General features: G+C 43.5%; 22 protein-coding genes and 1 riboswitch. Of the genes, 13 read left to right on the top strand and 9 right to left on the bottom strand.

The window, feature by feature from the left end:
* Window position 1 precedes the first annotated feature (1 nt).
* On the top strand, window positions 2-907 hold the full coding sequence (gene gldA, locus ACLI08_RS01140) for a gliding motility-associated ABC transporter ATP-binding subunit GldA (protein WP_411426618.1): 906 nt from the start codon (window positions 2-4) through the stop codon (window positions 905-907).
* Between the two features lie 164 nt (window positions 908-1,071).
* On the opposite strand, the gene ACLI08_RS01135 is transcribed toward gldA, so the two are convergent.
* From ACLI08_RS01135 to ACLI08_RS01115, 5 genes are all read right to left on the bottom strand, one after another.
* The gene (locus tag ACLI08_RS01135) at window positions 1,072-1,800 is read right to left on the bottom strand and encodes a head GIN domain-containing protein (RefSeq protein WP_411426617.1); all 729 of its coding nucleotides are present in this window, start codon (window positions 1,798-1,800) and stop codon (window positions 1,072-1,074) included.
* Window positions 1,801-1,851: 51 nt separating this feature from the next.
* Window positions 1,852-2,949 (bottom strand): acyloxyacyl hydrolase, encoded by a 1,098-nt coding sequence (locus tag ACLI08_RS01130; RefSeq protein ID WP_411426616.1) that lies wholly within the window; start codon window positions 2,947-2,949, stop codon window positions 1,852-1,854.
* Between the two features lie 122 nt (window positions 2,950-3,071).
* Window positions 3,072-4,028, bottom strand: coding sequence for a methylenetetrahydrofolate reductase [NAD(P)H] (gene metF, locus ACLI08_RS01125; protein ID WP_411426615.1), 957 nt, complete (start codon window positions 4,026-4,028; stop codon window positions 3,072-3,074).
* Window positions 4,029-4,115: 87 nt separating this feature from the next.
* Window positions 4,116-6,791 (bottom strand): methionine synthase, encoded by a 2,676-nt coding sequence (gene metH / locus ACLI08_RS01120; RefSeq protein WP_411426614.1) that lies wholly within the window; start codon window positions 6,789-6,791, stop codon window positions 4,116-4,118.
* Window positions 6,792-7,793 (bottom strand): homocysteine S-methyltransferase family protein, encoded by a 1,002-nt coding sequence (locus tag ACLI08_RS01115; RefSeq protein ID WP_411426613.1) that lies wholly within the window; start codon window positions 7,791-7,793, stop codon window positions 6,792-6,794. It lies immediately after the preceding gene.
* 102 nt (window positions 7,794-7,895) lie between these two features.
* Window positions 7,896-8,001, bottom strand: a riboswitch (SAM riboswitch).
* Between the two features lie 113 nt (window positions 8,002-8,114).
* Between ACLI08_RS01115 and ACLI08_RS01110 the strand changes: the two genes are divergently transcribed.
* The gene (locus ACLI08_RS01110) at window positions 8,115-9,263 is read left to right on the top strand and encodes a DUF3800 domain-containing protein (protein WP_411426612.1); all 1,149 of its coding nucleotides are present in this window, start codon (window positions 8,115-8,117) and stop codon (window positions 9,261-9,263) included.
* A 30-nt stretch (window positions 9,264-9,293) separates the two neighbouring features.
* On the opposite strand, the gene ACLI08_RS01105 is transcribed toward ACLI08_RS01110, so the two are convergent.
* The 4 genes from ACLI08_RS01105 to ACLI08_RS01090 form a co-directional block, all read right to left on the bottom strand.
* A complete protein-coding gene (locus ACLI08_RS01105) occupies window positions 9,294-9,818 on the bottom strand; it encodes a hypothetical protein (RefSeq protein WP_411426611.1) in 525 nt (174 codons plus the stop codon).
* A gap of 325 nt (window positions 9,819-10,143) precedes the next feature.
* Window positions 10,144-10,578 carry an OsmC family protein gene (locus ACLI08_RS01100; RefSeq protein ID WP_411426610.1) on the bottom strand — a complete coding sequence of 145 codons (435 nt, stop codon included), beginning with the start codon at window positions 10,576-10,578 and terminating at the stop codon, window positions 10,144-10,146.
* Between the two features lie 562 nt (window positions 10,579-11,140).
* Entirely contained in the window at window positions 11,141-12,121 is a 981-nt protein-coding gene (locus ACLI08_RS01095; protein WP_411426609.1) for an alpha/beta fold hydrolase, read from the bottom strand.
* A gap of 170 nt (window positions 12,122-12,291) precedes the next feature.
* A complete protein-coding gene (locus ACLI08_RS01090; RefSeq protein ID WP_411426608.1) occupies window positions 12,292-13,584 on the bottom strand; it encodes an O-acetylhomoserine aminocarboxypropyltransferase/cysteine synthase family protein in 1,293 nt (430 codons plus the stop codon).
* A gap of 786 nt (window positions 13,585-14,370) precedes the next feature.
* On the opposite strand from ACLI08_RS01090, the gene metK reads away from it, so the two are divergent.
* From metK to ACLI08_RS01035, 11 genes are all read left to right on the top strand, one after another.
* On the top strand, window positions 14,371-15,621 hold the full coding sequence (gene metK / locus ACLI08_RS01085; RefSeq protein WP_411426607.1) for a methionine adenosyltransferase: 1,251 nt from the start codon (window positions 14,371-14,373) through the stop codon (window positions 15,619-15,621).
* A 153-nt stretch (window positions 15,622-15,774) separates the two neighbouring features.
* Window positions 15,775-16,134 carry an S-adenosylmethionine decarboxylase family protein gene (locus ACLI08_RS01080; RefSeq protein WP_411426606.1) on the top strand — a complete coding sequence of 120 codons (360 nt, stop codon included), beginning with the start codon at window positions 15,775-15,777 and terminating at the stop codon, window positions 16,132-16,134.
* Between the two features lie 3 nt (window positions 16,135-16,137).
* Window positions 16,138-17,370 carry a DUF4178 domain-containing protein gene (locus tag ACLI08_RS01075; protein WP_411426605.1) on the top strand — a complete coding sequence of 411 codons (1,233 nt, stop codon included), beginning with the start codon at window positions 16,138-16,140 and terminating at the stop codon, window positions 17,368-17,370.
* 3 nt (window positions 17,371-17,373) lie between these two features.
* Window positions 17,374-17,574: a hypothetical protein gene (locus ACLI08_RS01070; RefSeq protein ID WP_411426604.1), complete on the top strand. Its 201-nt coding sequence runs from the start codon at window positions 17,374-17,376 to the stop codon at window positions 17,572-17,574.
* 25 nt (window positions 17,575-17,599) lie between these two features.
* The gene (locus tag ACLI08_RS01065; protein ID WP_411426603.1) at window positions 17,600-17,821 is read left to right on the top strand and encodes a DUF350 domain-containing protein; all 222 of its coding nucleotides are present in this window, start codon (window positions 17,600-17,602) and stop codon (window positions 17,819-17,821) included.
* Window positions 17,814-19,334 carry a polyamine aminopropyltransferase gene (locus ACLI08_RS01060; RefSeq protein ID WP_411426602.1) on the top strand — a complete coding sequence of 507 codons (1,521 nt, stop codon included), beginning with the start codon at window positions 17,814-17,816 and terminating at the stop codon, window positions 19,332-19,334. The genes ACLI08_RS01065 and ACLI08_RS01060 overlap by 8 nt, the downstream gene beginning before the upstream one ends.
* Entirely contained in the window at window positions 19,312-20,928 is a 1,617-nt protein-coding gene (locus tag ACLI08_RS01055) for an FAD-dependent oxidoreductase (protein WP_411426601.1), read from the top strand. The genes ACLI08_RS01060 and ACLI08_RS01055 overlap by 23 nt, the downstream gene beginning before the upstream one ends.
* Complete coding sequence (locus tag ACLI08_RS01050) at window positions 20,906-21,931, top strand: hypothetical protein (RefSeq protein WP_411426600.1); 1,026 nt, start codon at window positions 20,906-20,908, stop codon at window positions 21,929-21,931. The genes ACLI08_RS01055 and ACLI08_RS01050 overlap by 23 nt, the downstream gene beginning before the upstream one ends.
* A gap of 248 nt (window positions 21,932-22,179) precedes the next feature.
* A complete protein-coding gene (locus ACLI08_RS01045; RefSeq protein ID WP_411426599.1) occupies window positions 22,180-23,007 on the top strand; it encodes a prephenate dehydratase in 828 nt (275 codons plus the stop codon).
* A complete protein-coding gene (locus ACLI08_RS01040; RefSeq protein WP_411426598.1) occupies window positions 23,004-24,167 on the top strand; it encodes a pyridoxal phosphate-dependent aminotransferase in 1,164 nt (387 codons plus the stop codon). Before ACLI08_RS01045 ends, ACLI08_RS01040 begins: the two co-directional genes overlap by 4 nt.
* Window positions 24,168-24,229: 62 nt before the next feature.
* Entirely contained in the window at window positions 24,230-25,129 is a 900-nt protein-coding gene (locus tag ACLI08_RS01035) for a prephenate dehydrogenase (protein ID WP_411426597.1), read from the top strand.
* Window positions 25,130-25,155 lie beyond the last annotated feature (26 nt).

Genomic DNA, 25,155 nt, shown 5'->3' with positions numbered 1-25,155 from the left:
TATGTCTATTGAGGTTAAAGGAATTTCAAAGAATTACGGCGAGCAAAAGGCGCTCGATGCGGTTTCGTTTTCGGTTAAAAAAGGTGAGATTGTAGGTTTTTTGGGGCCAAACGGCGCGGGTAAAAGCACCCTTATGAAAATACTTACCACCTATATAGCTGCCGATAGCGGTACAGCAAGCGTAAACGGTAACGACGTAGCCACGCAGCAAAAAGCGGTACAAAGTTCGGTAGGTTACCTGCCGGAACATAACCCGCTGTACCTTGATTTGTATGTGCGCGAATACCTTGCCTTTAATGCAGATGTGTACCATGTAAAAAAAGAGCGGATAGAAGAGGTAATACATCTTACCGGCCTTACACCTGAGGCGCATAAAAAAATTGGGGCACTTAGTAAAGGTTACCGTCAGCGTGTGGGGCTAGCCTGTGCATTGCTGCATAACCCTGATGTGCTTATACTCGATGAGCCTACAACCGGACTTGATCCTAACCAGCTGGTGGAAATACGCGACCTGATTAAGAACATTGGTAAAGATAAAACTGTTTTCCTCAGTACGCACATTATGCAGGAGGTTGAGGCAATTTGTAATCGTGTAATTATTATTAACCACGGAAAAATAGTGGCCGATAAACAACTGAACAATCTGGTTAAAGATACTGCGGTAGAGCAGGTTATAGAGGTAGAATTTGACAAACCCGTTACCGCTGAATTACTACAAACACTGCCCGATGTGGTTAACGTAAAGCACGCCAAAGCAAACGTGTGGGAGCTTACCTTTAGCTCGGGTATAGACCAGCGCCCCGCGGTTTTTGACTTTGCGCAGGCAAACGGACTTAAAACGCTGCAGTTAGCCCTTAAGAATAAAAACCTTGAGTCGGTATTCAGGGAAATGACAAAAAAGAAATAATATGTGCGGAGTACCATTGCCCTGGTGGCAGGAAGAAATAGAAAAAGATAAGCAGGAGCAGCCAAACCCTGTTCCCGCGCCGCCTTCTGAAAAAGACACAGAGGAGTGCGACTAATACTAATAATACTAAAAAGAGTTTCGGTAACCGAAGCTCTTTTTTTATGTTACCGGTATACTACGTGGCCTGTATACTTTTGGATTACCTCTACTACCGGCGGATGGTTTAAAAGCACCAGGTTACCGGTAGAGAACAGCGTTCCCTTAATCGTTTCGGTAGCGTTAACCGTAATATCATTAGTGCTGCGGTGAAAAAACGCCACGTTTTTTGCAGTAAGCCCCGTGCCGTCAAAATGGCCGTTATTAGAGTAAAAATCAACCAATAGGTTTTCGGTAGTGCCCGTTACAAAACAATCCAGGTTTTGGTTGTCTTCTACCGTAAGGTGGTTACACACTACATCGAGGCTTATAAATGCCGACGGCGTATCGCCCCTAAACATACCGCTTTGTATAAGCAGCTCCGGGTAATGCAATGTACCCGCGGAGGTAATGTTAAACTGTGTGCCGCTAAATATATACGTAATATTTGGAGCCGTAACGGTAACCGTGGTAGTATTGTATTGCCTTACCCAGTTGCATGATGTGCTGTTGGTTAAGCTAAGTTTACCATCGGTAACGCTTACGTGTATATTGTCTTTTAAGTTTTCGCCTGTTTCTACGGTAACATTATGTTCGGGGCCTTCTACCAGTACCACGCTAATACCTTCGCCTACATCCAGCGTACTGAAATCCTCGGTTTCTACCGTATAAACTACGGTTTTACCTGCTTTTCGGAAACATTCCGGTGCATTTTCATTATTGCATGATGTATACAGCATTACCAATGCCATGCACATAAACAAGCGTAAAGATTTTGAGAAGTATGGGGCTATCTGTGTTGTCATCATCTAAAGTTGTATCCCAAAATTAAACTCCATAACCTCTGCCTTGGCTCCGTGCGTTTTTAGGCTGGTGCCGGTAAAAAAGCGTTTGCCCAAATAGTACTTAAACGAGAGCCTTTCGTATAGCCCGCCTGTATTTTTATAAGGCTCATACACATAGTAACCAACCTGCCCTTCAAAAGACATTTTGTTTATATACAGTTCATATCCGCCAAAAAGCCCCAGTTTATGGTAATCGGCATTAGGATTACTGTGAATTTCAGGATAGGCAATGTACATATAATGGATGTACTCTTTTAAGTATTTCGGTATAAAGAAATCGGCTCCCGCTTCCAGGCCGCTTTTTCTGCTGATACGTTTGCTTAGGTACCCGCTAAAAGCGTAGTACGGATATTGTTTACTGCCTATGAGGTCGCTTTGGTTAATGCCGCCCCTTAATACAAAGTTATAATGAAGCGCTTTGCTGAACTGTGCTGGTGGGACGGGAGTAATGGTATCGGCCACAGCTTGTTTGTCTCCAAACGAGTAGTTTATCCCCACATTAACCCCTACAGTATTAGTGCTGGTGTTAGGCGATTTCATGCTCGCGTTGCTATGGTGTACAAAGATAAGCCCTGCCTGAACGCCTAGCGGCCCTAAAAGATTTTGCTTACTGTAGTTCAGCATAAAGTAGGTAGACGGCATTAGATGTGCCCCGTAAGCATAATTACGGTAGTTGGTTTCTTTGTTGTAAGGATTGGTGTTATAGGCTACACCCTGCCCAATGCGGAACATAAGATGACGCTGTAAAAAAAAGAAGTTGTAGTGCGCGTACAGCCCATACATTTTTCCGAGGGCTTCATTTTTCATGTCCTGATAATGGAACGATGCGCCGTATTCGGGTAAATTGTATGCCGACTCCCATTCGCGGGTGCCAAAGGTTTTTTTGTTGATGCTTAGTACCATACCTTCCGGATGCCCCAGTATAAGGTGCATCATGCCTTTTCTGTGGGGGATAATGTTACCGTAAAAATAATTTGCCTCAACGGCAAACCCCGCCGGTGTTTCGGTTTGGGCAATTGCCGCGCAGGAAAAAAACAGCAGTAAAAGGTAAAGGTGCCTCATTTTTACGGTTAATGGGCAAATATAAAATAATTGAGTTTTTGACCGTAAATGTGTAGGTAAATATTTGCTTAAATGTGGTTAATAAGTGTTTTGCATAAAGAGATTTTTCAAACCCATTGGGTCTAAAAAATTTCTTTAGCTATAGCCTTTACGTTTTCAGCCTTGCCCATGCTGTAATAATGTAGCACCGGTATGCCTGCTTTAACCAGTTCTTTACTTTGTGTAATACACCATTCTATACCTATTTGTTTTACGGCATCATTATCTTTTGCTTTCACCACTTCCATAATAAGGTCGTCCGGCAGGTCTACTTTAAAACGGTGCGGAATCATATTAAGCTGTTTTTTAGTAGCTATGGGTTTTAATCCCGGAATGATGGGTACGGTAATACCCTCTTTACGGCATTTTTCTACAAAGTCGAAAAACTTTTGGTTGTCAAAAAACATCTGGGTAATAATGTACTGCGCACCGTTCTTTATTTTTTGCTTCAGGAAATGCAGGTCGCTGTCCAGGCTTGGTGCTTCCATATGTTTTTCAGGATAACCCGCTACGCCAATGCAAAAATCAGTACAGGCTGAGTTTAGCAGTTCATCGTCCAAGTAAATTCCGTTATTAAGATTTTCAATCTGCGTAACCAGTTCGCTTGCGTAGCTGTGCCCTTCTTTTTCGGGGCGGAAATAAATTTCATTCTTCACTGCATCACCCCTAAGCGCCACTACGTTATGTATGCCCAGGAAGTCCAGGTCTATTAAAAAGTTTTCGGTATCTTCCTTAGTAAACCCACCGCATAGTATGTGCGGAACCGCATCTACCTGGTACTTGTTTTGTATGGCAGCACATATACCCACGGTACCGGGACGTTTTTTAACCACACGGCGTTGCAGCAGCCCGTTACCCAGTTCTTTATATTCGTATTCTTCGCGGTGGTAGGTAACGTCTATAAACGGCGGTTTAAACTCCATAAGCGGGTCTATGCCATCAAAAATCGATTGTATGTTTTGCCCTTTAAGTGGAGGCAGTATTTCAAATGAAAACAGGGTTTTGCCCTTGGCGTTTTCTATATGTTCGGTTACTTTCATTTCTTTCTTGGTTGTTAGTTGCCAGTTGTCGGTTGTCGGTTGATCGTCGGCACGAATAAGCCCATCAACCATCAACGGACAACCGAATTAATCTGCTATATTAGGATTGAGCCATTTGTTAGCTACTTCTATACTTACGTTTCTTCGTTTGGCATAGTCTTCTACCTGGTCTGCTTTTATCTTTCCAAGCCCAAAATATTTACTCTGCGGATTAGCAAAATAATAGCCCGATACCGATGCTGCCGGCCACATGGCAAGGCTTTCGGTAAGTTTTACGCCAATGTTTTCCTCTACCTGCAGCAGTTGCCAAATGGTGTTTTTTTCCAAATGGTCCGGGCAGGCAGGATATCCCGGTGCAGGGCGTATGCCCTGGTATTGCTCTTTAATAAGCTCGTCGTTATTAAGTTGTTCGTCTGCGGCGTAACCCCATATTTCGGTACGTACTTTTTTATGCAGGTATTCGGCAAAAGCCTCTGCAAAACGGTCGCCCAGTGCCTTAGTCATAATCGAGTTGTAATCGTCGTGTACCTGCTCAAATTCAGCCGCCTTTTCATCTACGCCAAAGCCGGTAGTAACACAAAACGCTCCCACGTAGTCTTGTTTCCCGCTTTCTATGGGGGCCACAAAATCTGCTAGGGCAATGTTTGGTGCGCCTTTAGTTTTTTGAGATTGTTGCCTCAAACTTAAAAAGGTAACTAGTGGTTCTCCGGCTTCGCCATAAAGAGAAATGTCATCATCATTAACCGTATTCGCCGGGAATATCCCGAATATACCCTTGGCTTCAAACCAGTTTTCGTCTACTATTTGTTTCAGCATCTTCTGTGCATCGTCAAAAAGTGATTGTGCTTGTTCGCCTACCACATCATCAGTAAGTATAGCCGGATATTTGCCGTGTAAATCCCATGTTTGGAAAAACGGTGTCCAGTCGATGTACGGAACCAGCTCCTCTAAGTTAGGGTAAACCGTTTGCACGCCAAGTTGTTTAGGTACATACGGAGTATATGCATCCCAGTCTATCTTAAATTTATTGGCACGCGCATCTGCAATACTTAAAAAGTCTTTTTCGCGCGTGCGGTTCAGGTAGCCCTCGCGTAGTTTGTCGTATTCCTGGCGAATGTCTTTTGCGTAATCAGTTTTAGCGTTTGTATTAACAAGGTTACCCGCTACCGTTACGGCGCGGCTGGCATCGTTAACGTGTACCACGGTGTCGCTATATTCCGGGGCAATTTTTACCGCTGTATGCGCACGGCTTGTAGTGGCGCCACCTATCATTATTGGGATGTTTATATTAAGGCGTTCCAGTTCTTTGGCCAGGTATACCATTTCATCAAGCGAAGGTGTAATAAGCCCGCTTAAACCTATTATATCTACTTGTTCCTTAACGGCGGTTTCTATGATTTTTTCGGGCGGTACCATTACGCCCAAATCTATGATTTCGAAATTATTACACGCTAATACTACAGATACTATGTTTTTGCCAATATCGTGTACATCGCCTTTTACGGTAGCCATGAGGACTTTCCCGGCCCTTGACGATTTTCCATCTTTTTGCGCTTCAATAAACGGCAAAAGATAGGCCACAGCTTTTTTCATAACGCGGGCCGATTTTACCACCTGTGGCAGGAACATCTTACCCGACCCAAACAAGTCGCCCACCACATTCATACCCGCCATAAGGTTAATTTCAATTACCTCAATGGGTTTGGTAGCGGTAAGGCGTGCTTCCTCTACATCTACCTCTATAAACTCGTCTACACCCTTAACCAGTGCATGGGTTAAGCGTTCCTGTACCGGAAGGCTGCGCCATTCCTGAGCCTGCTTTTCAGTAACTTTAGCATCGCCTTTTATGTTTTCGGCAAAAGCCAGAAGGCGTTCGGTAGCATCATCCCTGCGATCCAGGAGAACATCTTCTACGTGTTCCAGTAGCTCTTTGTCTATATCGTCGTAAACCTCTATCATTTCGGGGTTTACAATACCCATATCCATACCGTGCTGTATGGCGTGGTACAAAAATGCCGAGTGCATGGCCTCTCTCACCTTGTCGTTACCACGGAACGAGAACGATACGTTACTCACCCCGCCGCTTACGTGGGCGTAAGGCAGGTTAGTACGGATCCACTTTGTAGCCAGGAAAAAGTCGACTGCGTTGCGGCGGTGTTCTTCCATACCTGTGGCTACCGGGAAAATGTTAGGGTCGAAAATAATGTCTTCCGGAGGGAAGCCTACTTTTTCAACTAATATATCATAACTGCGTTTACATATTTCTATACGGCGCTCGTAAGTATCGGCCTGGCCTTTTTCGTCAAAAGCCATGATGATGGCTGCTGCACCGTAGCGTTTTATCTTTTTAGCGTGGTCTATAAAAAGTTCCTCGCCCTCTTTAAGGCTTATGGAGTTTACCACGCTTTTGCCCTGAGCCACTTTTAGCCCTGCCTCAATGATTTCCCATTTAGAACTGTCTATCATTAAAGGCACACGGGCAATATCAGGTTCAGAAGCTATCAGGTTCAGGAACTTGGTCATGGCATACACGCCATCCAGCATCCCCTCATCCATATTCACGTCGATAATCTGCGCGCCGCCTTCTACCTGAGCACGGGCTATGTCCAGCGCTTCCTCGTATTTTTCTTCCTTAATTAAACGCAGGAATTTACGCGAACCAGTTACGTTAGTACGTTCGCCCACGTTAATAAAGTTACTCTCAGGCGTAACCACGAGCGGTTCCAAACCACTCAACTTCAAATATCTTTCTTCTCCGGCCATCTATATAGTTACCTCAATTTTTCTCGGTTGATATTCAGCAGCAACTTCAGCAATAAGGCGGATGTGCTCCGGCGTAGTGCCACAACAACCGCCAATTATATTAATCAGGTTGTCATTAAGGTATTCCCTGATGAGCGCCTGCATTTCTTCCGGTGTTTGGTCGTACTGGCCAAAGGCGTTTGGTAAACCTGCATTTGGGTGTGCCGAAACGCTGAATTGCGTGTTGTGTGCCAACCTGCGCAGGTACGGTTTTAGCTGGTCTGCACCAAGGGCGCAGTTAAAGCCAACACTTAATAATGGTATATGCGAAATGGAAATCAGGAATGCCTCTACCGTTTGTCCGCTTAGGGTACGCCCCGAAGCATCGGTAATCGTACCGCTCACCATAATGGGAATATCAAGGTTACGTTCGTCCTTCACTTCCTCTATGGCAAAAAGTGCCGCTTTGGCATTAAGCGTGTCGAATATGGTTTCGACCAAAAGTATGTCGCAACCGCCATCAATCAGCGCATTAACCTGTTCTTTATAAGCAATGCGAAGATCGTCAAAGGTTACGGCACGGTAGCCCGGGTCGTTTACATCGGGGCTCATACTGGCGGTACGGTTTGTAGGGCCTATAGAGCCTGCTACAAAACGTGGTTTGTCAGGGTTGGCCGCTGTAAACTCGTTGGCAACTTCTTTTGCAAGGCGAGCCGATTCATAATTTAGTTCGTAAACTAAATCTTCCATGTGGTAATCCGCCATGCCTATGGTGGTGCCGCTAAAGGTATTGGTTTCCACAATATCGGCTCCGGCAGCAAAGTACTGGCGGTGAACATCTTTAATGGCTTCGGGCTGGGTAAGGCTCAGCAGGTCGTTATTGCCCTTAAGTGGGTGCGGAAAATCCTTAAAGCGTTCGCCGCGAAAGTCTTCTTCGGTAAAGTTATGGCGCTGCAGCATGGTTCCCATGGCTCCATCAAGTATCAAAATGCGTTGAGCAAGCGCGTTGTGTATTTCAGACATAATCCTTTTGTTCAAGGTTTAAAGTTTCAGGTTATGTAACCTAAAATTTGTTTCTTACATTATGTCATCAGGTGGGGTAGAAGGGAGGAAGAAATTCCGTTTCTGTTATCTATCCACGCATGGCGTAGTAGAATGTAGCACCTTCTTTACAGGGAAAGGGTTGCTAAGGCTTCGCAGGGTCTAATCCCTCCACCTTTCGTGATAACATGATTCAATTGTGTTAAAGAATACTGCAAAAGTACTATATAGATTTGTAGAATACAAATAATTTGTTTGCTGTGAATTTTTGTTAAATTTACCAATAACCAACATAATTTATCAATGAACAATATTGTTACGGCATTTGCAGATGAGTTTGGTAATAACTCCTTTGATTTTGAAAAACAAGGAACGCACTTCATTGTTGCAGCAGTTATCTGCAAGAATGATAATCTTGCAAAATTATATGAAGACATAAATATCCTTAGAAAGAAGCATAATTTTCAATCAGGTGAAATGAAGTCTAGTGGTGTAGCAGGAAATCACTCCAGAAGAAAACGGATTTTAGAGGATATTGCAAAACTGGACATAAGTGTGTATTCTGTAGTTGTAGATAAAAGAAAGTTATATGGCAAGGGGTTTTCAATAAAAAAGTCTTTCTACAAGTATTTGAACAATTTAGTTTATAAAGAGCTTTACAGAACTTTTCCAAAGTTAGAGCTTTATGTTGATGAACATGGGGGTAATGATTTTATGTTGGAGTTTAAAAAGTATGTACATAAGAATCACGATTTAAATCTGTTTTCTGGTTCAGATTTTGGACTAGTAGAAAGTGATAAAAGTTTCTATATTCAAATTGCTGACTTTGTTGCAGGTACCTTAGGTTATGTTTTTGATGAAAAGAAGAAGTCAGAGCACAGTGGAACCTTTCTGGAAATTTTAAAACCAATTATTACGAGTATTGATGAATTTCCAAAAGATTACTCATTTGAGGAACTGATGGAATCTAATATTGACGAGAATTTTGATCCATCGATTGCTTCGGTTTGTTATCAGCGAATTAGCAAATTTTTGAATAATGTGAACGGAGACAGTCAGCAGAAGATTGACCAAATAAAATTTTTAAAGCTTCTTCTTCTTTTTCAGAGGTCTAATCCTAAAAATAAATTTATAACGACCAAGGAAATATTCAGTCACCTGAATCAGAGTCGTTCGGAGAATCTAAAAGAAGAATATTTTCGGTCTAAAGTTGTTGGTAGTTTAAGGGATCAAGGAATTCTTATAGCATCAGGAAGAGATGGATATAAAATTCCATCGAATGCCAAAGATTTAGACACATTTGTAAAGCACGGCAAGAGGATTGTAGTACCTATGCTGAATAGGATACAGCAGGCAAGAGATGCAATAAGATTAGCAACTGGTAATGAATTGGATATTTTAGCAAAAAATGAGCTTAAAGAATTGAAAAACTTATTAGATAGATGGAGTTGATACTGTTTCATATACCATAAAAAAAGCAGCCTATGCGGCTGCTTCCTTTGTTTTTCCGGCTACTTGCAGTATGGCATCATACAGCGCATTGCCTGCGGCAGAGGCATCGCCGGGTACTGATTTTATAAAACGGTAGCCCAGCCCGCGGGTATCGGTAAGGAACTTAATGCCCTTCTCAAAATTCTCCGGCAGGTACTGCACCGTTTCGTTAATCGATACTATGCTGAAGCCCATGCGTACCAGGTTAGGGTACTCGGCAGGGAGTTCGGCATTTGGCGAGGCATCTACCACAATCACGTTATGCAGGTCGTGCTCCAATATATACTCTACCACATCGTCTATTTTAAACGGTATGGCAAAGCGTATAAAGTTGGCCTCCCAGGCATAACCGTCGGCATCCTTTTCAAAAAAAGCCACACTACTATTGGTTATCACCGGAAAACGTATTTCGGGTGCGGGCGTGGCTATATCATCCCGTTCTTTAATTACTTTATTTATTAAGGCGCTCCCGGCATTGCCTATGCCAAAGAGTATTATGTTTATGGTATGTGCCATTGATTTTTCTTTTTGTATTTTTTTAAGCTTTCTAAAGGAAAGCGCTTTGTGTTCTTACTATAGTGTAACGTGTCATTTTGTTTTGTGAGCTTTGTGAAAAACCTTCGTGTTCTTTGAGGTAAAAAAACTCCCAAAGCTTTTGTGTTGACTTCACTCTTTAAAAGAGAAAACTGCCTTCGGCGGTAGGCCAAAGGCAGGCCTCAACAAACAAAAAAACAACAACTTAAACAAACTTATATTGGTTTAACCGCAAGGCTTTATGCTCTTGAAACGGGTTGTATTGTAACAGCTACAAGGTTCTTAAAACCTTGCAGCAGGTGTTTTACTAATTTATCGCTGTGTATTCCTTATACAAGTTAAGGCTTACGGGGGTATTGTTTACAAGCGTATCATAAACCGGGCTGCGGAACTGTACTTCTTCCATCCATCGTTGCAGGACATCGAGCGGTGCCACAGCGGCCGGCCTAAGGGTTATCTCTATCTTATCAAAGCCGGGGCGCACGTCTGGTTCTGGCGTCATGCTGCCCTTAATCTCTACCTGTAACGACTTCAGCACAATACCGAATTCCTTAGCAACTGCGTGGCCCAGTGCGTTAATGCAGCCTGCAAAGCCCGCCAGTATGTATTCATATGGGTTTGGGGTTTGCGGTACATACTGCGTAGCGCTTGGGGTTATACGCAAATCGGTGTTTGAGGTTTTTACCACAAACTGGCTGTTTTGGCCGGTGTAGCCCAGTACGTTGATAGATGGATTGTTCATAAGGCTTATATTTAAAGTGGATAACCGGATAATTTTTGTGTAATAAAAAAGGGCTCTTTCGGATTGTGTTACCAAAAGAGCCCTGCACTGAATTATAAACTAAGTTTATACCGACTGCCGTTCTGGTAACTGCATATACTGCACCTGCGCCTTCCACGATAGGGAGCAAATCAGCTGAAGCTGCATATTATATGTATGTGCGACTGTCGTTGTCATATCTCTTTTACTAATTATGTTGTACTATAAAAAAAGCCCCTGCTGTTGTGGTGCAGGGGCTTGTTGTATGTTTAAATGAAACTTTTTAAACAGTGTATAACGTGCCCTCTGCAGAAGTATACTTCCACTGCGCCATAACCGATGAATTACAAATGCAAAGTTTCATGTTCTAAATACTTTATTCTTATTGCCAAATATCGAAACAAAATTTGATTTGGCAAAATTATATTTTCAATTTTAACATATTAATTTTAATTTATTTTCCAAATCTATATTTTGTTTGAAAATAATACATACGTTAACGATGTAGCTTGCGTAGATTTTTTACGCTTTTGTCTTTCCGTTTTCAGGCAAATTCTTTTTCCTGCGCAAAAACAGGTTTCAAAATCTTTGCCAACTGGTTGTATTCTATTAAAAAAGCATCATGCCCGTGCGCCGATCGTATTTCGTTGTACCTTACTTTAACCCCTGCCGCTTTTAACGACACGTAGGTAAGTTGGGCCTCGTCCTGGGTGAAAAGTAAATCGCTATCTACGGCCACTAGATGGACTTTTGCTTTTATTTTTTTGGCTATCGCCAAAAAACTGCTGCCCTTACTGATGTCTATGGTGCGCAGCAAATGGTTCATTAATTTATAGGATGCCAGCGTAAAGCGGTTTTCCAGTTTTTTTCCGTGGCGTTCCAGCCAAAGCTCTATTTCAAAAGTGCTCTCTAGGTGCTCTCGTTTAAAGCGTTGCTGCAGGCTTTTCGGTGTGCGGTATAGTAGCATGGCGTGCAGGCGCGCATCGGCTATGGGATTAGTGGAGTTGTTTAGTATCCGGTCTTGTATCAGGGTATTTGCTACAACCCAGTCGGTTGCTTTCCAGTCGGTCGCCACCGGTACAAGGTGTTCTATAGCATCAGGTTTTAGTGCAGCCATGTGCCATGCAATACCTCCGCCCAGGCTGCCTCCTACAAGCGCATACAGGTAGTGGATGCCAAGCTGGTACAGCCCATCCCAAAACAGTGCGGCCACATCATGCGCGCTAACGTCTTTATAGTTATGGATGAGGTTTTGTGGCAGGCCATCGTAGCCATTCCCCGGAATGTTAAAGGCTATTACGGTAAAGTTACGGGTGTCTATGGTTCTGGCGGGGCCTATAAGGTCGTTCCACCAACCGTTTAGCCCGGTTACGTTGCTGTTTCCGGTAAGGGCGTGGTTTACTACAATAACAGGTGCCGTACCCGGTTGCTGCCCGAAAACCTGGTAACTTAACGACACAAGGGGTATGCTGGTGCCGTTTTGCAGTTTCCATTCCGGTATTATAATGTGTTGTAGTGCAGACATTTTTTTCTTTTTTTGATGACAATGATAAAATGTGGTTTGGTAAAAACCTCCCTGCCTTTATGGAGGAGGACAGGCAGGGGCGGTTTTACCACAAACAAATAACAAACAATTATGAAGTATTTTATTCCCGCGTTTTGCTTGCAATAACGAGCGGGTGAATTTGATAGACTTTATACATTTACAGGTTTACCCACTTTTACAAAAGCTTCTTTCAGGTCGGCTTTCAGGTCTTCTATATCCTCAAGGCCTACCGAAAGGCGAATCAGGTCTGGTGTTACCCCGGTAGTTTGCTGCTGTTCAGGGTTAAGTTGCTGGTGCGTGGTGCTCGCCGGGTGTATAATAAGCGATTTGGTATCGCCTATGTTAGCCAGTAATGAAAACAGTTTGGTTTCATCGGCTACCTTTTTGGCGGCTTCAAAGCCTCCTTTAAGCCCAAAGGTTACTATGCCGCTTTGCCCTTTTGGCAGGTACTGTTTGGCTAGTGCGTTGTATTTGCTGTCTTCCAGCCCCGGGTAGTTTACCCATGCCACTTCGGGCTGGCTTTGAAGCCATTTGGCCAATTCCAGCGCATTTTTGCTGTGTTTTTCTATACGTACCTGCAAGGTTTCCAGTCCTTGTATGGTTTGGAACGCGTTAAACGGACTCAATGCTGCACCAAAATCGCGTAATCCCTCTATGCGTACTTTGGCAATAAACGCTGCAGGCCCCAGTGCATCATGGTAAATCAGCCCGTGGTAGCCTAATGATGGCTCTGTAAACTCAGGGAATTTACCGCTGCTCCAGTCAAATTTACCGGCATCTATAATTGCGCCACCCAGCGATGTTCCGTTTCCGGTAATGTATTTGGTAAGCGAGTGGATAACAATATCGGCTCCGTGCGCTATGGGATTAAGCAGGTAGGGGGTAGGCACGGTATTGTCTACAATAAACGGTACTTTAAACGCGTGGGCCTCATCGGCTATGGCTTTAAGGTCTAATACATCAAGTTTTGGGTTGCCCAGTGATTCAGCAAAAAATACACGGGTGTTTTCCTTGGCTGCAGCCGTAAAGTTTTTCGGGTCAGATGGGTCTACAAACGTTGTGGTAATGCCCAGCCTTGGCAGGGTAACATTCAGCAAATTGTAGGTGCCGCCATACAGGCTGTTGCTGGCTACAATATGGTCTCCTGCTTTTAGCAGTACCAGCAGTGCCGTAGTTAGTGCCGAGGTTCCCGATGCTGTAACTACCGCTCCAATTCCGCCTTCCAGAGCGGCAAGGCGCTGTTCCAGTATATCGTTTGTAGGGTTGTTAAGTCGGGTGTATATAAAGCCGGGTTCGGCAAGGCCAAACAGGTTAGCGGCGTGGTCTGCGTTATTAAAAACGTATGAAGTAGTTTGGTAAATAGGCACAGCGCGGGTACCTCCGTTTTTAGTTACATCGTGTCCGGCGTGTAGTGCTGCTGTAGAAAATTTTTGTGTGCTCATGATGGTAATTTTTTAATGTTTTTATTGAATTTGAACTGAACTAAGATTTATGCGAAATAAAAAAGCCCCTTTGGCTTGCTGTACCAAAGGGGCTTTAGAGTTTTTATACCTGCCGGTTTATGCAGGGTATGGGCTCGTTAGCGTATGGCTACAGCGGGGTGGTGTGCACATGCACATCATACAACAACACATAGCCATATTTTTAACTGAGTTTTTCATTTTTTTCTTTTGTTGTTTCCCTGTTGGCCTCCCCTTAGTGGCTAAGGGGAGCAGGGGCAGTTTAATTTGAGTTAGTTAACTTATGCCGCGTTACCGTTTTTGTTTTTCGGGTAACAAAAAAGCCTTCCGGGTTGCGGAAGGCTTTGGCGTATATTTTAAAGAAACTTAAAACTATGCAATAGCGCTTACCGCGGAAGATTTCCACATCATACAGCACATATGGCACATTGTAAATTTCATCTTGAATTCTCGTTTTTGTTCTTGGCAAACTTCGGGAGTAATTTTCATTCTGCCAAACAAAATTTTAAAATTTAACATTTAGGCTGTTCATTTCGAGTAATTTAAATACTATAGTATTTAAGTAGACTAATAAAATTTTTTAGGTATTAAAATTAGCCTGTATGTTTTTTTTATTCGGCTAACCTTTATACCTTTGCACCCGAATTAATTAAGAGGACAGATTTGGACTGATTGCAACCTCACAAAAAAATGCTAAAGCAGGACATAACTCCTCCCTTTAGCCGTGTGGCGATCAGAATCTTTCCGCTAAAATTAGAGACATTTACTATGGCATATTTATTTACGTCAGAGTCAGTGAGCGAAGGGCATCCTGACAAAGTAGCTGACCAGATTTCGGACGCGCTGATTGATAATTTCCTTGCTTTTGACCCGGAATCTAAAGTGGCTTGCGAAACACTTGTTACCACAGGGCAGGTTATCCTTGCCGGTGAGGTAAAGAGCAAAACCTACCTGGACGTGCAGCAAATTGCACGCGATGTGATTAAAAAAATTGGCTACACAAAAAGCGAATACATGTTTGAGGCTAACTCGTGCGGCGTTCTTAGCGCCATACACGAACAAAGCCAGGATATTAACCAGGGTGTAGACCGTGCTACCAAAGAGGAGCAGGGTGCAGGCGACCAGGGTATGATGTTTGGCTATGCTACAAACGAAACCGAAGACTACATGCCACTGGCACTAAACCTGAGCCACAAGCTGCTACAGGAACTGGCTGCCTTAAGGCGCGAAAACGACCAGATTACATACCTTCGCCCTGATGCTAAAAGCCAGGTAACGCTGGAGTATGATGATAATAACAAGCCGGTACGCATAGATGCCATTGTGGTATCTACGCAGCATGATGATTTTGCTGATGAGCCTACCATGCTTGCTAAAATTAAGGAGGATATCCTAAACATCCTTATACCAAGGATTATTGAGAAAAACCCTCAGTACGCCTACCTTTTTAACGATGCGATTACCTACCACATAAACCCTACGGGTAAGTTTGTAATAGGTGGCCCGCACGGTGATACAGGCCTTACAGGCCGTAAAATCATTGTAGATACCTACGGTGGTAAGGGTGCGCACGGTGGTGGTGCATTTAGCGGTAAAGACCCTAGTAAGGTAGACCGTAGTGCCGCTTACGCTACACGCCATATTGCTAAAAACCTTGTGGCAGCCGGCGTAGCCAGCGAAATCCTGGTTCAGGTATCGTATGCTATTGGTGTGGCTAAGCCTACAAATATTTACGTAAACACGTATGGCACAGCCAATGTTAACCTTACCGATGGCGAAATTGCCAAAAAGGTAGAGGCTATCTTTGATATGCGTCCTTATTTTATAGAACAGCGCCTTAAGCTGCGTAACCCTATTTACAGCGAAACTGCCGCTTACGGACACATGGGCCGTAAGCCGGAGGTGGTTTCTAAAACCTTTACTGCGCCAGGAGGTGAAACTAAAACGGTAGAAGTAGAGCTGTTTACATGGGAAAAGCTTGACCACGTAGAGAAAGTTAAAGAGGCCTTTGCGCTTTAATTTGAATATTACATCTTAGTTTATAATAAACAGCTCCGTTAACGCGGGGCTGTTTTGGTTTTAGGATGATTATAATATTTTTTCTAAAAGCATTGTTAATTTCCGTAGAAAAAATATCTTTGAAAAAAATCCATCACTAACCAATTTGCAACAATGCAACACCAATATTCGGCAGGGCTACACAAGCTGCTTACCCTGAAAACCGAAACTACAGACAAACTTACCCATCCTGAAGGTTTCAGGATGCTTACCCAAACCATACTGCGTACTTACGGCCTTGTGGAAGTGGGGTACTCCTGCCACGTGTTTGATAATGGAAGTTTTACCGCTGCGGTATGCCTTATGGAATCGCATATCTGCATACATACCTGGCCTGAGTTTAACCAGCTTACGCTTGATGTGTACCTGTGCAATTATCTTGCAGATAATACTGCCAAAGTGCGTACGGTAGCAAAGGCATTTACAGATTACTTTGGCGGGGCTATTATTAACGATACCGAAATATACCGATAGGCGATGGATGTTACGTGTATTAAATGCAAAAAAGTTACCGTAGTACCGGTGGAGTTGAAGCTGGTAGAGTTTGCCTGCAGTAACTGTTGCGCATTGTCTTCTTATGAGAAAAACCCTGCCGGCGAAATCATTAAAATTTACAATTATATACCCGATACGTCTTGCGGCCTCAATATAGGGCAGCAAGGGGAATTATTTGGCGTAGCGTACACCGTTACGGGTATGCTGGTTAAGCGGGTTGCCGGTAATTATTACTGGCAAGAGTATATATTAGACGGGCCTAAGGGAGAAAGAGCTTTTTTAAGCGAGAGCAACGGGCACTGGATTTTTTTAAAAGAGGAGGAAACGAAGTTAGAGCTTTCGGGGGCACCTCTTAAAGTAGACTATCATGGTACATTTTTCCAGCTTTACGGAAAAGAGAAAACCACAATAGCCTACGCAGAAGGTATTTTTGATTATGTGCTCCCGCGTAAGCAACAAACAATGAAGGAATACATTAATCCTCCCTACATCATTTCTTTTGAAATAGATGAAAATGGCCAAACCCTTTTTGTGGGTGAGCACATAGCTTCGGGTACGGTAAAAAAAGCTTTTAACGCAAAGCGAATGCCGGTAAAGGTAGGTGTGGGCATTGTGCAGCCTCCTGTAATAGAACTGGGTAACAGTGTTATTATACTGGCGGTTACGGCACTACTGCTTATATTTAGCCATATATTTATTTACAGGGATAAAGTACAGGAGAACTTGCTTACAGATACCCTCCCCATAAGCCTTTATGCCAATAAGCCGTACGTGAGTAAAACCTTTACGGTGACCGAGGCGGCAAGTACCCTGCGTATAAAACTTAATGCCGACGTTAACAACAGCTGGGCCTACGTAGATATAGGTCTTGTAAACGAATCTACAGGTGCCGAAGAGTACGCTGGTAAAGACCTGGAGTACTACCACGGTTATGAAGGTGGTGAAAGCTGGCATGAAGGATCTGAAAATGAGGAAATGAATCTTTGTGGCGTAGCGCCCGGCAGGTATCATTTGGTATTTACTCCGCAAAAGGCTCCTGATGATGGTACAACAACTACCATAAATATAGATGTTACCCGAAACCCGCCCAGTAAGCGAAATGTAGTTATACCTATTATTTTTATGGCACTGTTAGGCTTGGGTTTGTTCTACTGGGACAGGTACAATGAAACAAAACGCTGGGAAGACAGTGATTATTCACCTTATAACGAGTAGTGTATGGAAATAAAAAAGAAGTTTTTTTTCAGTTCGCATGCCATTGCACTGGGTGTAGCCCTGCTTGTGTATGCATATTACTTGTACACGGCACTTAATGGTGGTCGTATTTGCGACTGCGAAACTACCGAAAAATATGCGGGAAGTACTTCGCGGGCTACTTATGTGCGCACAGGCGGTGTGCACGGATTTCATCATAAATAAATACCAATCATAAAATAAAGTAATTATGAATTTGTTTGAAGCATTTGTAAGAGGAGGGATAGCCTCAATAATATTTTCGGTGTTAGGAATTGTAATCCTTTTTATTGCCTATTTTGTTATAGAAAAACTTACGCCCGAAAACACCTGGCACGAAATTTCTAAGAATAACAACGTTGCCCTGGCCATTGTATTTGCCTCGTTTATCATAGGCATTTCCATCATTATCAGCGGAGCCATACATGGGTAAAAAGTTTTTTAGTTTTGAAATCCTGCTGCTGCTTGCCGTATTTACCATAGCCACCTGTGGGCTGGTGTACGAGCTGGTGGCCGGTACGCTGGCCAGTTACCTGCTGGGCGATTCTGTAAAGCAGTTTTCATTTATTATAGGCGTATACCTGTTTTCTATGGGTATAGGTTCTTATTTCTCTAAGTTTATAAAACGCAACCTGCTAAACACCTTTGTAGAAATAGAGTTGTTAGTGGGGCTTATAGGCGGGCTTAGTTCGGCGGTACTTTTTGTATTGTTTGAAAGCGTAGATTATTTTCAGTTTGTGCTTTATCTGCTGGTATTTACTACCGGATGCCTTGTAGGGCTGGAGATACCGCTGCTTATGAATATCCTTAAAGACCGTGTGCGCTTTCGTGATCTTGTATCAAACGTATTTACATTTGACTACATAGGTGCTTTACTCGCGTCTATATTATTCCCGTTGGTTTTGGTGCCGCAACTCGGTATCATCCGCACATCACTATTCTTTGGGTTAATCAATATTAGTATTGCCTTGGTGCTGTGCTTTGCCCTTAAAAATGAACTAAGGCGCGTTACATTCCTTAAAACGCGGGCCATACTGTGTTTTGCCATACTGGTAGCGGTGTTTATTTTTTCAGATGATATCCTTTCGTATTCTGAAGGCAAGCTCTATGGCGAAAATATTATTTACACGCACTCAACACCTTACCAGCGCATAGTGCTTACCCATAACAAAAGTGATTATCGACTGTACCTGAACAACAACCTTCAGTTTAGTTCTGCAGACGAGTACCGTTATCACGAAGCTTTAGTACACCCTGTTATGGCTGCAGCAAAACGTGTGGAAAATGTACTGGTTATGGGCGGGGGCGATGGCCTTGCCGTGCGCGAGATACTGAAGTATCCTGAGGTAAAAACCATAACCCTTGTAGACCTGGACGAAGGGATGACCAACCTGTTTAAAACCAACACCATACTAACCGGTTTTAATAAAAATGCGCTGAATAACCCTAAGGTTACTGTAATCAATAGCGACGCTTATGTGTGGGCAAAACAGCAAAGAAAACAATATGATGTAGTGGTTATTGATTTCCCTGATCCGTCTAATTACAGTCTGGGAAAATTATATTCGCTCAGTTTTTACAGGGCGCTGCAGCACATACTGTCGCCCGATGCTTTGGTGGTAATACAAACTACATCTCCGTATTTTGCACCAAAATCTTTTTGGTGCATCAACCAAACCCTTGCTCAGGTATTGCCAAAGACGGATGCGTACCACGTGTATGTACCTTCGTTTGGCGAGTGGGGCTATACCATTGCAGCTAATAATATTACGGCTGATTTTAATAAGCCACTACGCCATGCGGCCGAAAACCTTCGGTTTTACGATTATAACTTTAAGAGCCTAAATGGTTTTACTAAAGATATGCGGGCGTCCCAAGTAGAGGTAAACCGCCTGGACAACCAAATCCTTGTACGCTATTTTGATGAAGAGTGGGGCAAACTATAACCGCAGGCGATTTATAAAGTTAGCCGCACTGGCATCATTAGCCGTACCTGTGCTTAATGCGTGCAGACAAAAAATCGCGGCAACACTGGTGCGACTTACCGGTACACGCCATGTTTTAGGGCATCGGCTTTGGGCTAAAGATTTTCATGAGCCTGTAGAGGTAATTACGGTACCATACCTGGTTATAGGTGGCGGGATTTCAGGGCTTAGTGCCGCGCGCCAACTCTCCCAAAAAGGCATAACTGATTTCCTTGTTATAGAAATGGAAAACCGCGCAGGGGGCAATGCCTCTAACGGTGAAAATAAATATTCTAAATATCCGCTTGGTGCGCATTACCTGCCACTGCCTAATCTACATGACCGGGAACTTATTCGTTTTTTACACGAATCGAACATCATAACCGGTTTTGATGCTAACGGGTTGCCTGTATTTGATGAGGAGCAACTCAGCTTCGATCCGCAGGAAAGGCTGTATTATCGTAATGCCTGGCAGGAAGATTTAGTGCCCAGATACGGCAATACCCCGGAGCAGGACGTCCGGATTGCTTCATTTTTTGCTGAAATGAAACGTTTCAGAGAAGGCAGGGCGGAGAACGGTAGGTTTTGGTTTGATCTTCCTATAGCGCAAGCTTCCCCAAATGCTGAGGTAAAGGGACTGGATACACTGACCATGAAACAATGGATGGACAATAACAGTTTTACTGAAGAATCGTTACAGGAATATGTAGATTATTGCTGCCGGGACGATTATGGCTTAGGTATAGCCGGCGTTTCGGCATGGGCAGGCATACATTATTTCGCTGCCCGGAAAAACAGTGTTTACAACAAAGACAGCGTGCTTACCTGGCCTGAGGGTAATGCCCGGTTGGCATCTCATTTAAAAGAGTATACAAAAGATAAGTTGCTTTTAAATTACCTTGCCTATAGCGTAAAGCCCGAAGGTAATGGGGTTACGGTTTTAGCGTATAACGCAGATAAAAAACGTTCGGTACGCATACACGCAGATAAGGTTATTATGGCCACACCGCAGTTTGTAAACCAGTATATTATTAATGGACGCAAGGGGTTTACAAAATCATTTACATACGCGCCGTGGATGCTGGCTACACTTACCCTTCTTGATTTGCCAAGCGATGGTTCTTACCCGCTGTGCTGGGACAATGTAATTTACAAAGGCAAGGGGCTGGGTTATATTTATGACCAGCAGCAAGCCCTAAACCAGCTAAACGACCGTATAGTAATTACATACTATTATAGTTTTCCTGACATTGATACCAAAAAATCCCGTAAAGAACTCTATAGGCGCAATGCAGCGTATTGGAAAGAATTTGTATTAGCCGACCTGGAAAAGGCACATCCTAATTTGCGCGATTATTGCGATGAAATAGAAGTATGTCGTTTAGGGCATGGTATGATAAGCCCTGTGCCCGGTTTTATAACTTCAAATGAAAAACAACAGGCAGCGCTGCCTATTGATGATAAAATATTTTTCGCCCATTCTGACCTCTCAGGGATATCGGTATTTGAGGAGGCATTCCATCAGGGCATAACCGCTGTAAACCAAATGCTGCATGGCACAACCGTGGATTCATAAGGCCAAAACCGACAGTCTGTTTATCCTATCGCCGCCGTTTGTAACGCTGGCAGTGGTATTGCTTTGTCAACCATGGCTTACCCAACTCGAAAATCATTACTCGTTTTATACCTGGTTATTTTTTGTTGTATTTATAGATGTGGCGCACGTATATGCTACGCTCTTTAAAACGTACTTTGTGCCTGTGGCCTTTCGCGAACGAAGAAAACTACTACTTGCCTTGCCAATACTGTGTTTTGTAATCGGGTTGGTACTGTTTTCGCTGGGCAGCAAAGTGTTTTGGGTTGCCATGGCGTATGTTGCCGTGTTTCATTTTATACGGCAGCAGTACGGCTTTATGCGGCTGTATGCCCGTAAAGAGCCCAAAACAAAACTCAACCGGTATACTGATAGCTTTGTAATATATGCCGCCACGGGCTACCCCATGCTATACTGGTTTATGAGTCCGCCCCGGCAGTACGCATGGTTTATGCCAGGCGAGTTTTTCTCATGGCAAAACCCACAAGCGCTTATGGTATTTACGTGGCTGTATTACGCTGTACTCGCTTTTTATGTGCTCAGAACGGCTTACATTGGATTTAGCCAGAAATATTTTAATATACCAAAGAACGCTGTAATTATAGGTACAGCGTTATCATGGTACTTTGGTATTGTGTATTATAACAACGATTTGGTTTTTACTTTGCTTAATGTGATTTCGCACGGCATACCGTATATGGGATTGATTTACCTTAAAGAAATACAACAGCCTGCCCAGCCGGTGCCTGGCGTTTACAGCTACCTTAAACGGTACTGGGGTATTATTCCTTACATTGCCGTGTTGTCGCTTTTCGCGTTCTCTGAAGAGTACCTGTGGGAAATCCTGGTTTGGAACGGGCACTATAATGCAGGGCTTGGTAATACCCTGCAAGCCTGGCAATTTTTACTGGTACCATTGCTTACGGTGCCGCAATTTACCCACTACATTTTAGACGGGTTTATCTGGAAAAGCAAGAAAGCGTAAAACAGGGAGGTGTTTTTTAAACAAGGCATTTCTTCAAAAAAGTTTAAAACCATTTGCGTGTATAAAAATAATTACTAAATTAGCCCCATACACAATTTACAAAATGAACAGCTCGATTTTTTATAACACCTATTTTTATTTCTTCTGGAAAGAGGGCAGGGGTTATATGGCTGTATAGTAACGACAAGTAAACGTACAAACGATATATAATCCCGATGCAAATCGGGATTTTTTTTTGGCTGAAATTTATGGACACAAGGATTGCAATTCAGGGTATTAAGGGGAGTTTTCATCATCAGGTGGCCGGGGCATGGTTTGGTAACAACGCGCCGCTTGCCGAATGTATGTCGTTCCCCGCGCTGGTGCAGAGTTTAGTAACTAACGAATCGGGCTTAGGGGTTATGGCGCTGGAAAATTCCATTGCCGGTAGCATAATACCAAACTACGCCCTGATTGACAACAACAACCTGCACATTATAGGCGAGCATTACCTTAATATAAGCATGACACTTATGGCGCTTTCCGGGCAAAGCCTAAGCGACATTACCGAAGTACATTCGCACCCTATGGCGCTGCTGCAATGCACTGATTTTTTAGCAAAATACCCACATATAAAGTTGGTGGAAAGCGCAGATACCGCCGAAAGTGCCCGCTATATTTCAGAACAGGGTTTAAAAGGCATTGCGGCGATAGGTAGCCCCATAGCGGCAGAAATGTTTGGGTTAAATGTATTGGCAAACAGCATCCATAACATACAAAATAACCAAACGCGCTTTGTTATTGTAAAAACCCAAAACAGCGTATTGCCTCCGGAACAGATAAACAAGGCATCGGTAAAATTTACGCTTGAGGATACGCCCGGCAGTCTGGCTACAGTACTGAATGTAATGAACAACTGCAAGCTGAACCTGAGTAAAATACAAAGCATGCCGATAGCCGAAACGCCTTTTAAATATTCCTTTTTTGTGGATGTGGTGTTTGAAAAATACAAGCACTACCAAAAGGCAAAAACGATTTTAGAACTGATGACTACCCAGTTCAAGGTACTGGGCGAATATAAAAACGGAAAGTTATGATAACAGCAGCCAAAAGGCTCGATGAGGTGAAGGAGTACTACTTTAGCGGAAAGTTGAGGGAAGTGCGCCAAATGATAGCAGAAGGTAAAAAGGTAATTAATATGGGGATAGGCAGCCCTGACCTGCCACCCAGCCAAGCGGTACTCGATGCGATTTCGGGTTCGTTTAACGATGCCAAAGCCCACGAATATCAAAGTTATCAGGGATTACCCGAACTCCGCGAAGCCATAGCTTCTTTTTATGCAAATCATTTTGGCGTAAGCCTGAATCCGGTTAATGAAATCCTGCCGCTTATGGGTAGTAAGGAAGGGATAATGCATATCAGTATGGCATTTCTTAATGAGGGTGATAAGGTGCTGATACCTAATCCGGGGTACCCAACGTACACATCGGCGACAAAGCTGGTAGGTGGAGAGCCTGTGTATTATAACCTGAGTGAAGCCAACGATTGGGAACCTGATTTTGAGGCGCTTGAAGAGTCAGATTTGGCAGGTGTAAAGATAATGTGGGTTAACTATCCGCATATGCCTACGGGGGCTAAAGGGAGTAAGGCCATGCTGCAAAAAATGGTTGATTTTGCCCAAAAGCACAGTATACTTTTAGTAAACGACAACCCTTATAGTTTTGTATTGAATACCGATCAGCTTTCTGTTTTCCAGGCAGAAGGCGCTAAAGATGTGGCGCTGGAACTGAACTCGCTAAGTAAAACCTTTAATATGGCGGGCTGGCGCGTGGGGATGGTTTCGGGTAACCCGGAGCTGATTGATGCTGTACTGAAAGTGAAGAGCAATATGGACAGCGGTATGTTTTATGGTATACAAAAGGGAGCTATAGCCGCACTGAACAGTAGCGACGAGTGGTTTAGTAACCTTAACGCAACCTACAGCAAAAGGCGTGAGCTTATCTTTACCCTGGCCGATAAGCTGGGCTGCACTTATAACCGTGATACGGCCGGATTATTTGTTTGGGCAAAACTACCTGCAGGAGTAGAAAATGCAGAGGTGTATGTAGACAGTATTTTGTATGACAAGCACATCTTCCTGACGCCCGGTACGGTGTTCGGCAGCGCAGGCGAAGGATATGTAAGATTTTCGCTTTGCGCATCTGAAGATGTAATTAGTGAAGCGATAAGTAGATTTGATAAAGTTGAAAGTTTGTAAAGTCATAAAGTTGAACGTTGAGTGGCCCAACAACCAGCAACCGACAACCAACAACTAAGAAGATGAACGTAACCATAATAGGCCTAGGGCTCATAGGAGGTTCTTTGGCACTCGATATAAAGGCGGCCTTTCCGGAGGCACGGATTTTTGGGGTAGATGCCGTTGATAAACACGTGGAGGAGGCACTGTTGTTAGGCTTTATTAACCACGGGGTATGCCTGCATCATAACCAACCCTCTAATCATGCGGAAACACCCGAAATACGGTTGGCACATGCGGTTAACGATGCCGATTGGGTAATTGTAACTGTGCCGGTAAACCACATCGCCACAATGCTGCCTGAAATATTGGATAATATTAAGGAAGAAGCCATAGTGTTTGATGCCGGGAGTACCAAGGCAGCTATTTGCAAGGCGGTAGAACATCACCCTAAAAGGCGTAACTTTATAGCTACACACCCCATAGCAGGTACCGAGTTTAGTGGCCCTTCGGCGGCTGTACACGGGTTGTTTAACGGTAAAACAAATATCATTTGCGAAGTAGAAAAAACGGCCTTTAAGCTGCAGGAAAAAGCATTAGCGCTGTTTAAGAAAATAGGCATGCGCATCCGTTATATGGATCCAGTGTCACACGATACGCACATAGCGTACGTTTCACACCTTTCGCACATCAGTTCGTTTATGCTGGGTAAAACGGTTATTGAAAAGGAAAAAGATGAAACCGACATCTTTGATATGGCCGGCAGCGGTTTTGCCAGTACAGTAAGGCTTGCCAAGAGTTCGCCTACCACCTGGGCGAGTATTTTTAAAGAAAATAAGGGCAATGTAGCGGAAGCATTGCGACTGTATATAGCTAACCTGCAAAAATTTCAGCAACTTTTAGAGCAGGATGATTTTGAAGGTATTTATCAGGAAATGGAAGATACAAACAGGATAAAAGATATACTGAACGGGATTAAGTAAGGTTTGTTGTTTATGGTTGATAGTTT

Origin of the sequence: Flavobacterium sp. RNTU_13, assembly GCF_046614455.1 — a bacterium.
Classification (GTDB): Bacteria; Bacteroidota; Bacteroidia; order Flavobacteriales; family Flavobacteriaceae; genus Flavobacterium.
This window is presented reverse-complemented; position numbering and strand designations above follow the sequence as displayed.

Excerpts from the sequence above, each read along its gene's own strand:
- gldA (WP_411426618.1), top strand. The coding sequence starts at position 2 with ATGTCTATTGAGGTTAAAGGAATTTCAAAGAATTACGGCGAGCAAAAG.
- ACLI08_RS01135 (WP_411426617.1), bottom strand. The coding sequence starts at position 1,800 with ATGTGCATGGCATTGGTAATGCTGTATACATCATGCAATAATGAAAAT.
- ACLI08_RS01130 (WP_411426616.1), bottom strand. The coding sequence starts at position 2,949 with ATGAGGCACCTTTACCTTTTACTGCTGTTTTTTTCCTGCGCGGCAATT.
- metF (WP_411426615.1), bottom strand. The coding sequence starts at position 4,028 with ATGAAAGTAACCGAACATATAGAAAACGCCAAGGGCAAAACCCTGTTT.
- metH (WP_411426614.1), bottom strand. The coding sequence starts at position 6,791 with ATGGCCGGAGAAGAAAGATATTTGAAGTTGAGTGGTTTGGAACCGCTC.
- ACLI08_RS01115 (WP_411426613.1), bottom strand. The coding sequence starts at position 7,793 with ATGTCTGAAATACACAACGCGCTTGCTCAACGCATTTTGATACTTGAT.
- ACLI08_RS01110 (WP_411426612.1), top strand. The coding sequence starts at position 8,115 with ATGAACAATATTGTTACGGCATTTGCAGATGAGTTTGGTAATAACTCC.
- ACLI08_RS01105 (WP_411426611.1), bottom strand. The coding sequence starts at position 9,818 with ATGGCACATACCATAAACATAATACTCTTTGGCATAGGCAATGCCGGG.
- ACLI08_RS01100 (WP_411426610.1), bottom strand. The coding sequence starts at position 10,578 with ATGAACAATCCATCTATCAACGTACTGGGCTACACCGGCCAAAACAGC.
- ACLI08_RS01095 (WP_411426609.1), bottom strand. The coding sequence starts at position 12,121 with ATGTCTGCACTACAACACATTATAATACCGGAATGGAAACTGCAAAAC.
- ACLI08_RS01090 (WP_411426608.1), bottom strand. The coding sequence starts at position 13,584 with ATGAGCACACAAAAATTTTCTACAGCAGCACTACACGCCGGACACGAT.
- metK (WP_411426607.1), top strand. The coding sequence starts at position 14,371 with ATGGCATATTTATTTACGTCAGAGTCAGTGAGCGAAGGGCATCCTGAC.
- ACLI08_RS01080 (WP_411426606.1), top strand. The coding sequence starts at position 15,775 with ATGCAACACCAATATTCGGCAGGGCTACACAAGCTGCTTACCCTGAAA.
- ACLI08_RS01075 (WP_411426605.1), top strand. The coding sequence starts at position 16,138 with ATGGATGTTACGTGTATTAAATGCAAAAAAGTTACCGTAGTACCGGTG.
- ACLI08_RS01070 (WP_411426604.1), top strand. The coding sequence starts at position 17,374 with ATGGAAATAAAAAAGAAGTTTTTTTTCAGTTCGCATGCCATTGCACTG.
- ACLI08_RS01065 (WP_411426603.1), top strand. The coding sequence starts at position 17,600 with ATGAATTTGTTTGAAGCATTTGTAAGAGGAGGGATAGCCTCAATAATA.
- ACLI08_RS01060 (WP_411426602.1), top strand. The coding sequence starts at position 17,814 with ATGGGTAAAAAGTTTTTTAGTTTTGAAATCCTGCTGCTGCTTGCCGTA.
- ACLI08_RS01055 (WP_411426601.1), top strand. The coding sequence starts at position 19,312 with ATGAAGAGTGGGGCAAACTATAACCGCAGGCGATTTATAAAGTTAGCC.
- ACLI08_RS01050 (WP_411426600.1), top strand. The coding sequence starts at position 20,906 with ATGGCACAACCGTGGATTCATAAGGCCAAAACCGACAGTCTGTTTATC.
- ACLI08_RS01045 (WP_411426599.1), top strand. The coding sequence starts at position 22,180 with ATGGACACAAGGATTGCAATTCAGGGTATTAAGGGGAGTTTTCATCAT.
- ACLI08_RS01040 (WP_411426598.1), top strand. The coding sequence starts at position 23,004 with ATGATAACAGCAGCCAAAAGGCTCGATGAGGTGAAGGAGTACTACTTT.
- ACLI08_RS01035 (WP_411426597.1), top strand. The coding sequence starts at position 24,230 with ATGAACGTAACCATAATAGGCCTAGGGCTCATAGGAGGTTCTTTGGCA.